Raw genomic sequence first — 14,479 nt, forward strand, 5'->3', positions numbered from 1 at the left:
ATCTCTACGCCAGACTACGACGCCCGCATTTACTGGTTGAAGCACGGTCTTTTCTGTCTCTCTTGATGTGCCCCTGACGCCGGGCGGCGGTTCGCCCGGCCCTCATCAGGGGCTTTTTCTTGACCGTCCACCCGATCCGTTCCGAGGCGAAGTCACGCGGCGCGCGGATGCTGCGCACGGCGCTGGGTCCGTCGATCGCGGCCTGGCTCGACGATGCCACCGTCATCGAGGTGATGCTGAACCCGGACGGCCGGCTGTGGGTCGATCGGCTCGGCGAAGGCGTCAGCGACACCGGCATGACGCTGGCCGCCGCAGACGGCGAGCGCATAGTGCGCCTGGTCGCCCACCATGTCGGCGTCGAGGTTCACGCCCGTAGCCCCCGCGTCTCCGCCGAGCTGCCGGAAGGGGGCGAGCGGTTCGAGGGGCTGCTGCCGCCCGTCGTCGCCGCGCCGGCCTTCGCGATCCGCAAGCCCGCCGTCGCGGTGTTCACGCTCGACGACTATACGGCGGCCGGGATCATGTCGGCGGCCGAGGCGGCGGCGCTGCGCGATGGCGTGCAGACACGCGCCAACATCCTCGTCGCGGGCGGGACCGGCAGCGGCAAGACCACGCTGGTCAACGCGCTCCTGGCCGAAGTCGCCAAGACCGCCGACCGCATCGTCCTGATCGAAGACACGCGCGAGCTTCAGTGCGCCGCGCCGAACCTCGTCGCCATGCGGACGAAGGATGGCGTCGTCACGCTGTCCGATCTCGTGCGGTCCAGTCTGCGCCTGCGCCCTGATCGCATCCCCATCGGCGAGGTGCGCGGCGCCGAGGCGCTCGACCTCCTCAAAGCCTGGGGCACCGGCCACCCCGGCGGCATCGGCACCATCCATGCCGGGACCGCGCTCGGCGCGCTGCGCCGCATGGAGCAGCTCATCCAGGAGGCCGTCGTCACGGTCCCGCGGGCGCTGCTGGCCGAGACCATCGACCTCATCGCCGTGCTTGTCCGCGACGGACACGGCCGCCGGCTCTCCGAGCTGGCCCGCGTCGAGGGGATCGACGCCGCGACCGGCGATTGCCGCCTCACGCCGCTCACCACCCCCCAGACCGGAGACCTGCCATGATCCATGCCCTTCGGCATGGCGCACGCCGCGCCATGCTTGCCGCCACCGCCAGCGTGATCGCGCTGACCATCTCGGCTCCCGCCCACGCGGGCGGATCGTCGATGCCGTGGGAAGCGCCGCTGCAAAGCATCCTCGAAAGTATCGAGGGGCCGGTGGCGAAGATCATCGCGGTCATCATCATCATCGTGACCGGCCTGACTCTGGCGTTCGGCGACACTAGCGGCGGCTTCAGGCGGCTGATTCAGATCGTGTTCGGCCTGTCGATCGCCTTCGCCGCGTCCAGCTTCTTCCTCTCGTTCTTCTCGTTTGGCGGCGGGGCGCTGATCGCATGACCGGCGCTGCCGATCCCGTCGAGCCGATCGCTGGCTTCTACGCCCCGGTGCATCGGGCGCTGACCGAGCCGATCCTGCTCGGCGGCGCCCCGCGCGCGCTCGCCATCGTCAACGGCACGCTTGCCGGCGCGATCGGCCTCGGCCTGCGCCTCTGGATTGCCGGCCTCGCCATCTGGGCGATCGGCCACGCGCTCTCGGTATGGGCCGCTCGCCGCGATCCGCAGTTCGTGGACGTGGCCCGCCGCCACCTCCGCTATCCGGCGTGGATGCGGCCATGATGAGCCTGCGCGAATACCGGAATCGCGCCGCACACCTGGCCGACTTCCTTCCCTGGGCGGCATTGGTCGGGACAAGCGTCGTTCTCAACAAGGACGGCAGCTTTCAGCGCACCGCCCGTTTCCGCGGCCCCGATCTCGACAGCGCCACGCCGGCCGAGCTGGTCGCCACCACGGCACGGCTCAACAACGCGCTGCGGCGTCTCGGCTCGGGCTGGGCGATCTTCGTCGAGGCGCAGCGGACGCCCGCGCTCGACTATCCCGAATCCGACTTCCCCGATCCCGTCTCCGCCCTCGTGGACATGGAACGGCGCGAACAGTTCCGCGAGGAAGGCGCGCATTTCGAGAGCGCCTATTATCTGACGCTGCTGTGGATGCCGCCGGCCGAGGAAGCCGCGCGGGCCGAAGGCTGGCTCTACGAGGGCCGGTCCACCAGCGGCGTCGATCCGTGGGAGCTGCTCAAGGGCTTCACCGATCGCAGCGACCGCGTGCTCAATCTGGTCGAGGGCTTCGTGCCCGAAGTCCGCTGGCTCGATGACAGCGAGACGCTGACCTACCTCCATTCGACGATTTCCACGCGGCGCCAGCGTGTGCGCGTCCCCGAGACGCCGATGCACTTGGACGCGCTGCTCGCCGACGAGCCGCTGACCGGCGGGCTGGAGCCGCGCCTGGGCGACCATCATCTGCGCACGCTGACGATCACGGGATTCCCCAGCGTCACCTTTCCCGGCCTGCTCGACGAGCTGAACCGGCTCGCCTTCGAGTATCGCTGGGCGACCCGCGCGATCATGCTCGACAAGACCGACGCGACCAAGCTGCTGACCCGCATCCGCCGCCAGTGGTTCGCCAAGCGCAAATCGGTCGCGGCGATCCTCAAGGAAGTCATGACCAACGAGGCGTCCACGCTGCTCGACAGCGACGCCTCGAACAAGGCCGCCGACGCCGACATCGCCCTACAGGAGCTGGGCTCCGACTATGCCGGCATGGCCTACGTCACCGCGACGGTGACGGTATGGGACCGCGATCCCGCCATCGCGGCCGAGAAGCTGCGGCTGGTCGAGAAGGTCATCCAAGGCCGCGACTTCACCGTCATTCCCGAGGGGATGAACGCGATCGAGGCATGGCTGGGAAGCCTGCCCGGCCACACCTACGCCAACGTCCGGCAACCACCGATCTCCACCATCAATCTCGCCCACCTGATCCCCCTATCAGCAGTATGGGCGGGGCCGGAACGGGACGAGCACTTCGGACAACCCCCCTTGCTCTACGGCAGGACCGAAGGCTCGACCCCGTTCCGGTTTTCCCTTCACCCTGACGGCAGCGATGTCGGGCACACGCTGATCGTCGGCCCGACCGGCGCGGGCAAGTCCGTCCTGCTCGCCCTCATGGCGATGCAGTTCCGCCGCTACGAGAACGCGCAGGTCTTCGCCTTCGACTTCGGCGGCTCGATTCGCGCCGCCGCGCTGGCGACCGGCGGAGACTGGCAGGATCTCGGCGGCGGGCTCTCCGACGACAGCGACGGCGGCGTCCAGTTGCAGCCGCTCGCCCGCATCGACGATCCGGCCGAACGCGCCTGGGCGGCCGAATGGCTGGCGGCGATCCTCGCGAGCGAAGGCGTCGCCGTCGATCCCCAGGCCAAGGAGCATATCTGGTCGGCGCTGGGTTCGCTTGCCAGCGCGCCGATGCCGGAACGGACGCTGACCGGGCTCGCCGTTCTGCTCCAGAGCCAGCAGCTCAAGCAAGCGCTCGCGCCTTACTGCATCGGCGGGCCGTGGGGCCGGCTGCTCGATGCCGAGGCCGAGCGGCTCGGCGAAGCCGACATGCAGGCGTTCGAGACCGAGGGGCTGGTCGGCGCCGGCTCGGCGGCCGCGGTGCTCTCCTATCTGTTCCACCGCATCGAGGGCCGGCTGGACGGCTCGCCCACGCTCATCATCATCGACGAGGGCTGGCTGGTCCTCGACAGCCCGGACTTCGCCGCGCAGCTCCGCGAGTGGCTGAAGACCCTGCGCAAGCGCAACGCCAGCGTCGTCTTCGCGACGCAGAGCCTCGCCGACATCGAGACGTCGAGCATCGCGCCGGCCATCATCGAGTCCTGCCCGACCCGCATCTTCCTGCCGAACGAGCGCGCGGCCGAGCCGCAGATCGCGGCCATCTACGAGCGGTTCGGGCTCAACGCCCGGCAGATCGAAATCCTCAGCCGGGCGACGCCCAAGCGGGATTATTACTGTCAAAGCAGGCGCGGCAATCGCCTGTTCGAGCTGGGGCTGGGTGAGGTCGCGCTGACCTTCGCCGCCGCGTCGTCGAAGACCGACCAGCTCGCCATCGCCGACATCATCGAAACCCACGGGGCGCCCGCCTTCGCGGCCGAATGGCTGCGCCATCGCGGCTGCGCTTGGGCCGTCGAGCTTCTTCCCCCCGATCCCCCACGCCAACCCCAGCAGGAGTTACCTCTATGACCGGATTCCCCCTGCGCCGCGCCATCCTGGCCGGCGTCCTCGCCAGCGCGGCCGTCGTGCCGATGATCGCGCCCATGCCGGCCTACGCGCAATTCGGCGGCATCGTCTATGACCCGACCAACTATGCGCAGAACGTGCTGACGGCCGCGCGGTCGCTCCAGCAGATCAACAACCAGATCCAGCAAATCCAGCAGGGAGCAACGAGCCTCATCAACGAGGCGCGCAACCTCACCTCGCTGCCGTTCTCCTCGCTCCAGCAGCTCCAGCAACAGGTGCAGCGCACCCAGCAGCTTCTGAGCGAAGCCCAGCGCATCGCCTACGACGTGCAGGATATCCAGCAGGCATTTGGCGCCCGCTACAAGGGCGCGGCGCTGACCGGCGATCACGCGCAGATGGTCGCCAATGCGAACGCCCGCTGGGAGGATAGCGTCGGCGCCTTTCAGGATGCCTTGCAGGTGCAGGCCGGCGTCGTCGGCAACATCGAAGGCACACGCACGACGATGGACAGCCTGGTCTCGGCCAGCCAGTCCGCGACAGGCGCACTCCAGGCCGCGCAGGCGGGCAACCAGCTCCTCGCGCTGCAATCGCAGCAGCTCGCGGACCTCACCGCCGCCGTCGCGGCGCAGGGCCGGGCGCAGGCGCTGCAATCCGCCCGACAGGCGGCCGAGGAGGCCGAAGGCCGCGAGCGGTTCCGCCGCTTCATGGGCAACTGAGACGCCCGATGTCGCGCACGGCGAAGATCGCAGGGGTGGCGGCGCTGGCCGGGCTGATGATGACGGTGGCGATCGTCGCCGCCGTCCAGCCCGATGAGCCTGCGCCCGCGCCGCCGCTCATCCTGCCAACGGAGGAAGGCCAGGCCAGGCTCGCCCGCGAGCTGGACCGCTGCGCTTCGCTCACCATGCCGGATAGCGGCTGCGAGGCGACCTGGGCCGCCAACCGCCGCCGCTTCTTCCGCCAGGACGAGTCCGCGCCCGCGACGGAGCGCGGCGGCGACATGGCCCCGGATGAAGGCGGCCGGCCATGAACGACACCGGCGTTATCGACAATTTCCTCAATGTCTTCATCGGCTACATCGACAGCGGATTCGGACTGCTCGGCGGCGAGGTCGCGTTCCTCTCGACCACGCTGATCGCCATCGACGTGACGCTCGCCGGCCTGTTCTGGGCCTGGGGTGCCGACGAGGACGTGCTGCAACGCCTCGTCAAGAAGACGCTCTACATCGGCACCTTCGCCTTCATCATCGGCAATTTCGCGCTGCTCGCGACCATCGTGTTCGAGAGCTTCGCCGGTCTCGGCCTCCAGGCCAGCGGCGGCGCCATGACGATCGACGAGTTCATGAAGCCCGGCACGATCGCGGCGAAGGGGCTCGAAGCGGCCAAGCCGCTGCTCGATGCGGCGGGGCAGTTCTCCAGCCTTTGGGCCGTGTTCTCGAACCTCGCGCTGATCCTCGTGCTGCTGCTCGCCTGGGTGATCGTGGTGCTCGCCTTCTTCATCATCGCCGTGCAGGTCTTCATCACCCTGATCGAGTTCAAGCTGGTGACGCTCGCCGGCTTCGTCCTGCTGCCGTTCGCCTTCTTCAACAAAACCGCCTTCATGGCCGAGCGCGTGCTGGGCCATGTCGTCTCGACCGGCATCAAGGTGCTGGTGCTCGCGGTCATCACCGGCATCGGCACCACCCTGTTCAGCCAGTTCACCGGCGCGGCCCTCGGCCCCGCGCCTGACATCAATCAGGTCATGGCCATCGCGCTCGCCGCGCTGTCGCTGCTCGGCCTGTCGATCTTCGGTCCCGGCATCGCCAACGGCATTGTCTCGGGCGGCCCGCAACTCGGCGCGGGTGCTGCGGCGGGGACTGTGCTGGCCGCAGGCGGCGCGCTGGTCGGCGGCGCGGCCGCGGCTCGCCTTGGCGTCGGGGCCGCTGGTTCCGCGCTCGGCGCGGCCGGCCGGATGACCGGCGCCGCCGCGCGTGGTGGCGCTCAGATGGCAGGTGGCGCGACCAGCGCCTACAGCCTCGGTTCGCTGGGCAAGAGCGGCGCCGGGGCTGTCGCGGGCGGCATGGCCGCTGTCGGTCAGGCGGCGGCGGGAAGCGCGGCCAGCGCCGTCCTCTCGCCCTTGCGCAAAGCGGCCACCAAGGGCGGCGCGGCGATGAAGGCCAATTTCCGCTCCGGCGCCCGCGCCGGGTTCACCGCCACCGGCGGCACGATCACCGGCGGACCCGCATCCGCCGCCCCGGCCGCCGCAACCGCTGGCGGTTCCGCGCCGGCCGGCACGTCCGCCCAGCCCGCATGGGCGGCTGCGATGAAACGCCGCCAGGCCGTCAGCCACGGCGCGACCGTCCTCGCCCACACCATGAAGGCCGGCGACAGCCACGGCGGCGGAGCCGGTCCCGACATCAAAGAGAAGGACTGACCCCCCATGTTCCGACGCCCCACCATCCGCTACGACCAGACCCCCGAACCCACCACGCCCTATCAGCGCGCAGCCCAGCTATGGGACGACCGCATCGGATCGGCGCGCGTGCAGGCGAAGAACTGGCGTCTCGCCTTCTTCGGCGCGCTGGCGCTCTCCGGCGGCCTTGCCGCTGGTATCGTCTGGCAATCGGCGCGCGGGTATATCGTGCCCTGGGTGGTGCAGGTCGATCGGCTGGGCGAGGCGCAGGCCGTCGCCCCCGCAGAAACCGGCTACCGTCCGACCGATCCGCAGATCGCATTCCATCTCGCCCGCTTTATCGAGCAGCTCCGCGCGATCCCCGCCGATCCGGTGATCGTCCGCCAGAACTGGCTGCGCGCCTACGACTTCACGACCGATCGGGGTGCGATGGCGCTCAACGACTATGCCCGCGCCAACGACCCGTTCGCCAATGTCGGCCGGGTGCAGGTCGCGGTGGACGTGTCGAGCGTGATCCGGGCCTCGCCTGACAGCTTTCGCGTCGCCTGGACCGAGCGCCGTTATCAGGACGGGAGCCTCGCTGCCACCGAACGCTGGTCGGCCATCCTCACCGTCGTCGTGCAACCGCCGCGCACGCCCGACGCGCTGCGCAAGAATCCGCTCGGCGTGTTCGTTAACGCCCTCAACTGGTCAAAGGAGCTGTCGCAATGACGCCTTTCCATCGCTCCGCTTCGGCGGTCCTGCTGTTTTCCGCAACCGCGCTCGCCGGCTGCGCCACCACATCGGCGAAGCCGCCGGCCATCGCCTATGACGATCCGCCGCGCGAGATCACGGCGACGCCGGCCGCACAGCCGCCGCGTGCGGTCGAGGTGGTGACGATCCCCGAACCGCTGCCGCTCCCCGGCCAATTGAAGCCGGTCGCGGCCGGGACGGCGACGTCCGAGCCCTCCGATCCGCGCCGCCGCGTCGGGGCCGCGAATGCGGCCGCCCGCGTGCAGCCCACCCGCGACGGCTATGTGAACGCCATCCAGCAATATCCCTGGACGCAGGGCGCACTCTATCAGGTCTATGCCGCACCCGGCCAGGTCACGGACATCGCCTTGCAGGAAGGCGAGCAGCTCGTGGGGCCGGGGCCGGTCGCGGCGGGCGATACCGTCAGGTGGATCATCGGCGAAACGGTGAGCGGCACCGGCGCGACGGCGCGCGTGCATATCCTCGTGAAGCCCACGCGGCCCGACATCGCCACGAACCTCGTCATCAACACCGACCGGCGCACCTATCACATCGAACTGCGCGCGACCCCTTCGACCTACATGGCGTCGGTGAGCTGGACCTATCCGCATGATGCGCTGATCGCCTTGCGGGTCCGCAACGCGGCCGAGGCGAACACCGCGCCGGTGGCGACCGGCGTGGACGTGTCCGCGCTCAATTTCCGCTACCGGATCGAGGGCGACCGCGTACCGTGGAAGCCCGTTCGCGCCTTCGACGATTCCGCCCAGGTGTTCATCGAGTTTCCAGCCGGGATCTCGCAGGGCGAGATGCCGCCGCTGTTCGTGACCGGCGCAGCCGGCGACGCCGAGCTGGTAAATTATCGCGTGCAGGGCCGCTACATGGTGGTGGACCGCCTGTTCGCCGCCGCCGAGCTGCGCCTGGGCGACCGGCGCAGCGAGCAGCGCGTCCGCATCGTGCGTGACGACGGGCGCAGGGGGCGGCCGTGACCGATCCCGCCGACAATTCCCCGCCCGAAGCGCCCGCACCGCAGACACCGCGCCCCGATCCTCAAGCCTTCCAGCTTCGCGGCGATCCGCCGCGCGTCATGCGGCTCTCGCGCAAGGCGCTGGCCGTCATGGGCGTCGCCGCCGGCCTCGGCATCGGCGGCTCGCTGATCTACGCGCTCAAGCCGCCCGGCGAAAGGCAAGCGAAGGAACTTTACAGCACCGATGGCCGCGCCACGTCCGAGACGATCAATTCGGGGCCGAAGGACTACGGCCAAGTCCCGAAACTTGGGGCGCCGCTTCCCGGCGACCTCGGCGGCCCGATCGTCTCCGCCCAGCAGCGCGGGGAGAATGTCCCGGTCCCCCCGGTAGGCGCAGAGTCCGATCCGCGCGCCCAGGTCGAGGAAGCCGCCCGCCAGCGCGCCGAGCAGGAACGCGACGCCGCCCGCATGAGCGGCGTGTTCCTCGGCGGTAGCAGCGCCGGGGCCGCTGCAATGCCATCGCTGCCGAACCTCGCGATGGCAACGCCGGACGCTGCCGCTCCGCAGCCCCCAAGACAACCAGATGGCGCGGCCGCGCAGGGCGACCAAGCTGCCAAACGGGCCTGCATGGCGCAGGCATCCAATGCGCGCACAGTGAGCGTCGAGCGCCTGACCGCGCCGGCATCGCCCAACATCGTGCAGGCCGGCAGCAGCATCCCGGCCGCGCTCATCACAGGCATCCGTTCGGACCTTCCCGGCCAGATCATCGCTCAGGTGACGGCGAACGTCTATGACAGCCCCACGGGCCGCATCCTGCTCATCCCGCAAGGCGCCCGGCTGATCGGCGAATATGACAGCGAGATCGCCGCCGGACAGACCCGGGTGCTGCTGGCATGGGATCGACTGATATTGCCGGACGGCCGTTCGATCGTTCTCGAGCGCCAGCCCGGCGCCGATGCGGCCGGCTATGCCGGCTTGCAGGATCGTGTGAACCAGCATTGGGGCAATCTGTTCAAAGCCGCGGCCATCTCGACGCTGCTCGGCGTCGGCGCCGAGCTGGGCGTGGATGGCGATGACTACCTCACGCGCGCAATTCGGCGTGGCACACAGACGACCATTAATCAGAGCGGCCAGCAGATCGTGCGACGGCAGCTCAATGTGCAGCCGACGCTCACCATTCGACCGGGGCACCCCTTGCGCGTGGTCATTACGCGCGACCTCGTATTGGAACCCGTTGGAGGCGCACGATGAGCAAATTGAAGCTGGGGCCGCTGGCCGACGATCGGCCGGTCAAGCTCTCCGTGGAGCTGCCCGCCGCCGTGCATCGCGATCTCGCCGCCTATGCCGCGGCGCTCGCAACCGAGACCGGGGGATCGCCGGTCCCGCCCGACAAGCTGGTCGCGCCGATGCTCGCCCGGTTTATGGAAACCGACCGGGCATTTCGCCGGCACCGCGCGCAGGGGAAATGAGCGAGCTGCCCGCCGTCAGTTGCCTATGAACTTCTTGAAACGCTCCCGGCCTTCCGCCTCGATCACGGCCTGCTCGGCGTTGGCGCACTCGTCGCCGCGCGCCGTTCCTTCCGCACATTGCGCCACGACCTGCCGCGCTTCATCGAGATGCGCCGCGAAATACTGCATCCCGCGCGGCTCGGCCGGCGTCGGGGCGACAGGCGGGCTGGCGACGATCTCTGTCCGCTCGACGGGCACGATCAGCGGGCGAAGGACGAAGCCCGCCCGAACCCGATGATGAGCGTGACCAGCACGATGATGAGTGTCTTTCCTTGCGTCATGACGGCTCCTTTCCCGGTTGCTGAAACGGCGGCTGCGGTCCCGGCACGGACGGCAGCGAATAGCGGATCGCCACGAAATCGAGGAAGCGACGCAAGACGGCGTTCTCATTGTCCTCACGCCAGTAGCCGGAGAATCCCACGCGGGCATGGCCACTAGCGTCGTGGACCTCGCGGAAGAGCACTCCGGGCACTTGGATACCAAGCGCCGATTCCGCGACGATCGAGATGCGCCCGCCAAGCGCGATGGCGCTCAGCACTGTGTCCCGCCCGATGTCGTCCATGTCGATCGCTGGTGTGTGGCCGGGCATCCCGAGCTTTCCCAGGAGCATATTTCGCGTTTCCGGGCCTGGATCTCGCTCAGTCAATAAAAACTGTTCGTCGTTGAGATCGGACCAATGGATGCGCTCACACACAGCCAGCGGATGATCTTCCGGCATCGCAACTAACAAGCGCTCGCTCCAAAATGGGCGCCTGACTATTCCTGAGTAGGTCGCTTCTCCGGTCATTATGGCGATGTCGAGGAGTCCATTCTCGATCCCGGCTAGGAGCATCTCGCGGTCGCGTTCAAAACCGCGCACACGAACTTCAGGATAGCGCTCGTGAAACTCGCTTAGGGTTGCTCGCAGATTGCCGGCCGAGAAGGAGGTATAGAAGCCAACGCCTAACTTGCCAGCGTTGCCGCTCTGCGTTGCTCGCACCCAGGCGTTCAGTTCCTCGAACTCTCCGACTATTCGCTGTGCGGTGCGTAGGTAAGTTTTTCCGTTCGGTGTCAGCGTGGCTCCGCGTGTCTTGCGGTCGAACAGCGCCATGCCAAGCCTTTTCTCAACAGTGAGAATATGTCGACTAAGAGTAGCTTGTTTGATGTTCAAGCTGCGTGCCGCGCGGCTGAAACTTCCCGCATCGGCCGCGGCAATCAGGTATCGAAGCTGGCGTAGCTCTATCATCACGTCGGTTCAGCCGAGGAACCGAGTGGAGTAACTTCAACGCCTTGGGTTCGATCCCGATAGGCTAACAATCGCAGGGCATTGAACACCACGAGCAGCGTCGATCCTTCATGCACCGCCACCGCCGGGCCGATACCGAGCCCGAGGATCGTGGCCGGGACGAGCAAGGCGACGACGCCGAGACTGACGAACACATTCTGCCGGATCACCGAGCGGGTGGTGCGGCTAAGGCCGACCGCGAACGGAAGGTGCGACAGATCGTCGGCCATCAGCGCGACATCGGCCGTTTCCAGCGCGACGTCCGAACCCGCCGCGCCCATCGCGATCCCGACCGTCGCGCTCGCCATCGCCGGCGCGTCGTTCACGCCATCGCCGACCATCGCCACCTTGGTTTCGGCGCGGAGCTTCTTGATTGCCGCAACCTTGTCTTCGGGCATGAGATCACCCCATGCCTCGTCGATGCCGACCTCCTTGGCAATCGCCTCCGCCGCCTTCTGATGGTCGCCGGAGATCATGATCATGCGCTTGATACCAATCGCATGTAGCTGGGTGAGTGCTGCCCTTGCCGTCTCCCGAGGCGTGTCAAGCAAGCCGATCGCACCAAGGTCGCGACCAGCGCGCCGCACAATCATGCTGGTCTGTCCGCCTTCACGCAGCCCTTTGATCGCGTCGGCCATCGCCGGTGAGAGCGGCGCGATGCCGTCAGCGCCGAACATCTCAGCCTTACCGATGAGAATTTCATCCGCGCCGACAAGAGCCGAAACGCCGCGACCCGTGAGGCTCTTGAGATTTTCCGCCTCAGGAACCAGGGATTCGCCAATGTGATTGCGTCCATCGCGCGCGATCGCTTGCGCCAGCGGATGGTCGCTTAGGCTTTCGACCGCGACCGCTATCGCCATCAATTCTTCCTTCGGCACCCCCGGCGCGGGGATGATCTGCTGGATGCGCGGCTCGCCCTTGGTGAGCGTGCCGGTCTTGTCGAAGGCAATGGCATCGAGCGAGCCAAGCAGTTCGAGAGGGGCACCGCCCTTGACGAGAACGCCGCCCCGCGCCGCTCGCGCTACGCCCGAAAGGACTGCGCTCGGCGTGGCGATGGCGAGCGCACACGGACTTGCGGCAACCAGCACCGCCATGGCGCGGTAGAAGCTGTCGCGAAACGGCTCATCGACCACCACCCAGGCGAACAGCAGCACGACCGCCAGCGCCAAGACGGACGGCACGAAGATCCGCTCGAATCTGTCGGTGAAACGCTGCGTCGGCGACTTCTGCGTTTCGGCTTCGCTGACCAGCTTGACCACCTTGGCGAGCGTGCTTTCGCTTGACAGGCGCGTCACCTCGATCTCGATAAGTCCGCTGCCGTTGATCGTGCCGGCAAAGACCCGGCTCGCGGCATCGACCCGATCGGGATTGGCCCGCGCGGCCGCGTCGTCCATCACGGGTTGCTTGTCGACCGGAATGCTCTCGCCGGTCACTGGCGCCTGGTTGATGCTCGACGTGCCCTTGATCACGAAGCCATCGGCCGCAACGCGCGCATCCGGTTTCACGATCACGGTATCGCCAACCTTCAGGAGATCAACCGAGATGTCGTCCGTTGTGCCATCACGGCGCCGGATCGTTGCGGTGCGCGGCGCGAGTTCGGCCAGCGCCTCGATCGCCCGCTTGGCCCGGCCCATGGCATAATGCTCCAGCGCGTGACCCAAGCTGAACAGGAACAGGAGCAGCGCGCCTTCGGCGAACGCGCCCAGCGCCGCCGCACCGGCGGCCGCGACCAGCATGAGTGTGTCGATCTCGAACTTGCGCAGTCTGAGATTGTCGATCGCTTCGCGCAGGGTGAAGAAGCCGCCGAAGAAATAGGCCGCGATATAGAATGCCGTCGGCACCCAACCCGGCGCCCCCGCGACCAGCTTTTCAATGGCGTAGCCGATCCCGAGCAGCGCACCGCACGCCAGCGCGAAGATCAGCTCCGTATTGGCGCCGAAGAAAGCGGCGTGGGCATGATCGTGGCCATCGCCCTTTACATGTGCATCCTTCGCGCCGTCGGCATGATCGTGCCCTGCATGGGTATCTTCGGGAGAATAGACCAGCGCCCGCCTTGTCTGCCGGACCCCCATTCGTGCGAGCACACGGAAGATTTCCCGTTCCGAAATCTGTTCCCGATCGAACTCCACGCGCACCATGCCGGTGGCGTTGGCATCGGCTTCGAGCACGCCCGGCAGGGTTCGCAACCGTGTGCTGACCGTCCGCGCCTTCCGCTGGTGGCTGATTCCTTTGACCGGCCACAGCACATGGCCATATCGCTCGGCGATGGCAGCGCCGGCCGCTTGGGCAATGTCGCGGATGCGGCCCAAGGAAAGGATTTCGCGATCATAGTGAATGCACAGCAGCGCGGGCTCATCCCCTTCAGCCGGCAGGATATGCGCCTTCCCGATTCCCGGCCGAGCTGTGAGATTGGCGGTCAGCCGCTCGACGCAGGCGTCGTTGGCGTCCGGAATGTCGGGTAGGATGAGCGGTATATCGAGCTGTAGCTTTTGCGACATGGGATTTCCTCAGATGATCGCGGGAATTTAACGGCGCCGGCGCCACGAGTGGCGGGGACCGCTAGGGCGGCGGTTGCCCGACCCGCTTTCGGCTGTCCCAACGGCAGATTTGCGGTGGAGCGCCGGCTCGCATGATCAGGATCGCGCCGTCCGAGATCGCGAGGTTCACATAGTCGCCGAAATACGTGACCCCGGCTGCTGGTGCCGTCAGGCGCTCGGTTTTGCCATTCGGCGACGTCGTGAGATCGATCGTCAGGCCGTCCCCGACAATCTCGACGCTGACTTGCCTTCCCCCCTCGCACGTCAGGATGTGCTTGCCGGTCAGGCGCGACGTGCGACCGCCCTTATCGGAATCAGTTTCGGCCGAGCAACCCGAACTGGCGGCTAGCAGGACTAGCCCCGCGAACAGCATGAGCGCCGGGCGCCACCTACTGCACGCCCGCGACCATGGTATCTCGCCAAGATACGGGCGGCCGCGATCTGTCGCCGTGAACGCCTGGATTTGACATTCACGGCGCGGACCCTTCTCGCACAAGCTGACATGGGGGGCATTGGCCTGTGGGGGGTCGATCGGTGTCATGTCAGTCGAAAAGCTCTTCAAAAAAGCTCTTCCGACGGCGGCGCTTATGGTCGCCATGACCGTAGCCGCCGTGACCATAGCTTCCTCTGTGGCTTTCCCGCCCGCGCTCATGTCCTGCGTCGCGCGGGGCATATGAAGCTGTTTCGGCGGCATTGCGCTCGATGATCTTGTCGAGTTCGCCCCGATCGAGCCACACACCCCGGCATTGCGGGCAGTAATCGATTTCGATGCCTTGCCTGTCGCTCATCACGAGTTCGATCCGGCACACGGGACAGGGAAGCCCTTGCTTCGATGGACGTTCTACCATGGGAAAAACCCTCCTTCTTGAAGAGCGGAAGATGCGGCGTGGATCATCGCCGCATCGAGTTGAGTATTACGA

The 14,479-nt window shown here is 67.4% G+C and carries 16 protein-coding genes; 11 read left to right on the plus strand and 5 right to left on the minus strand.

From position 1 onward, the window contains the following. Positions 1–119: 119 nt before the first annotated feature. The 11 genes from trbB to KC8_RS03710 are packed head-to-tail and all read left to right on the plus strand — an operon-like array spanning position 120 to position 9,719. On the plus strand, positions 120–1,106 hold the full coding sequence (gene trbB, locus KC8_RS03660) for a P-type conjugative transfer ATPase TrbB (protein WP_010127355.1): 987 nt from the start codon (positions 120–122) through the stop codon (positions 1,104–1,106). Next, on the plus strand, positions 1,103–1,438 hold the full coding sequence (locus KC8_RS03665; RefSeq protein WP_007406001.1) for a TrbC/VirB2 family protein: 336 nt from the start codon (positions 1,103–1,105) through the stop codon (positions 1,436–1,438). The genes trbB and KC8_RS03665 overlap by 4 nt, the downstream gene beginning before the upstream one ends. Further along, positions 1,435–1,716, plus strand: a complete 282-nt coding sequence (locus KC8_RS03670) for a VirB3 family type IV secretion system protein (RefSeq protein ID WP_010127353.1) — start codon at positions 1,435–1,437, stop codon at positions 1,714–1,716. The genes KC8_RS03665 and KC8_RS03670 overlap by 4 nt, the downstream gene beginning before the upstream one ends. Further along, on the plus strand, positions 1,713–4,169 hold the full coding sequence (gene trbE, locus KC8_RS03675; protein WP_010127352.1) for a conjugal transfer protein TrbE: 2,457 nt from the start codon (positions 1,713–1,715) through the stop codon (positions 4,167–4,169). Before KC8_RS03670 ends, trbE begins: the two co-directional genes overlap by 4 nt. Then, the gene (trbJ, locus tag KC8_RS03680) at positions 4,166–4,882 is read left to right on the plus strand and encodes a P-type conjugative transfer protein TrbJ (protein WP_010127350.1); all 717 of its coding nucleotides are present in this window, start codon (positions 4,166–4,168) and stop codon (positions 4,880–4,882) included. The genes trbE and trbJ overlap by 4 nt, the downstream gene beginning before the upstream one ends. 8 nt (positions 4,883–4,890) lie before the next feature. After that, positions 4,891–5,193, plus strand: a complete 303-nt coding sequence (trbK-alt, locus tag KC8_RS03685) for a putative entry exclusion protein TrbK-alt (RefSeq protein WP_010127349.1) — start codon at positions 4,891–4,893, stop codon at positions 5,191–5,193. Further along, positions 5,190–6,575 (plus strand): P-type conjugative transfer protein TrbL, encoded by a 1,386-nt coding sequence (gene trbL, locus KC8_RS03690; RefSeq protein WP_010127348.1) that lies wholly within the window; start codon positions 5,190–5,192, stop codon positions 6,573–6,575. Before trbK-alt ends, trbL begins: the two co-directional genes overlap by 4 nt. Positions 6,576–6,581: 6 nt before the next feature. Then, on the plus strand, positions 6,582–7,265 hold the full coding sequence (gene trbF / locus KC8_RS03695; RefSeq protein WP_010127347.1) for a conjugal transfer protein TrbF: 684 nt from the start codon (positions 6,582–6,584) through the stop codon (positions 7,263–7,265). Then, entirely contained in the window at positions 7,262–8,272 is a 1,011-nt protein-coding gene (gene trbG, locus KC8_RS03700) for a P-type conjugative transfer protein TrbG (protein ID WP_010127346.1), read from the plus strand. The genes trbF and trbG overlap by 4 nt, the downstream gene beginning before the upstream one ends. Beyond that, positions 8,269–9,501, plus strand: coding sequence for a TrbI/VirB10 family protein (locus KC8_RS03705; protein ID WP_010127344.1), 1,233 nt, complete (start codon positions 8,269–8,271; stop codon positions 9,499–9,501). The genes trbG and KC8_RS03705 overlap by 4 nt, the downstream gene beginning before the upstream one ends. Continuing rightward, the gene (locus tag KC8_RS03710; RefSeq protein WP_010127343.1) at positions 9,498–9,719 is read left to right on the plus strand and encodes a DUF2274 domain-containing protein; all 222 of its coding nucleotides are present in this window, start codon (positions 9,498–9,500) and stop codon (positions 9,717–9,719) included. Before KC8_RS03705 ends, KC8_RS03710 begins: the two co-directional genes overlap by 4 nt. A 15-nt stretch (positions 9,720–9,734) precedes the next feature. Here the strand turns inward: KC8_RS03710 and KC8_RS20625 are convergent, their stop codons facing one another. The 5 genes from KC8_RS20625 to KC8_RS03735 all read right to left on the minus strand — a co-directional run bounded on the left by KC8_RS20625 (position 9,735) and on the right by KC8_RS03735 (position 14,407). Further along, positions 9,735–9,887: a hypothetical protein gene (locus KC8_RS20625; protein ID WP_232455613.1), complete on the minus strand. Its 153-nt coding sequence runs from the start codon at positions 9,885–9,887 to the stop codon at positions 9,735–9,737. Positions 9,888–10,035: 148 nt separating this feature from the next. After that, positions 10,036–10,983, minus strand: a complete 948-nt coding sequence (locus tag KC8_RS03720; RefSeq protein ID WP_010127341.1) for a LysR family transcriptional regulator — start codon at positions 10,981–10,983, stop codon at positions 10,036–10,038. After that, positions 10,983–13,520, minus strand: a complete 2,538-nt coding sequence (locus tag KC8_RS03725; protein ID WP_010127340.1) for a heavy metal translocating P-type ATPase — start codon at positions 13,518–13,520, stop codon at positions 10,983–10,985. The genes KC8_RS03720 and KC8_RS03725 overlap by 1 nt, the downstream gene beginning before the upstream one ends. Before the next feature lie 61 nt (positions 13,521–13,581). Beyond that, complete coding sequence (locus tag KC8_RS03730) at positions 13,582–14,121, minus strand: hypothetical protein (protein WP_198360967.1); 540 nt, start codon at positions 14,119–14,121, stop codon at positions 13,582–13,584. Beyond that, positions 14,102–14,407, minus strand: coding sequence for a TFIIB-type zinc ribbon-containing protein (locus KC8_RS03735; RefSeq protein WP_010127339.1), 306 nt, complete (start codon positions 14,405–14,407; stop codon positions 14,102–14,104). Before KC8_RS03735 ends, KC8_RS03730 begins: the two co-directional genes overlap by 20 nt. Between the last annotated feature and the right edge of the window lie 72 nt (positions 14,408–14,479).

Source organism: Sphingomonas sp. KC8 (genome assembly GCF_002151445.1).
In the GTDB taxonomy this organism is placed as follows: Bacteria; Pseudomonadota; Alphaproteobacteria; order Sphingomonadales; family Sphingomonadaceae; genus Sphingomonas_E.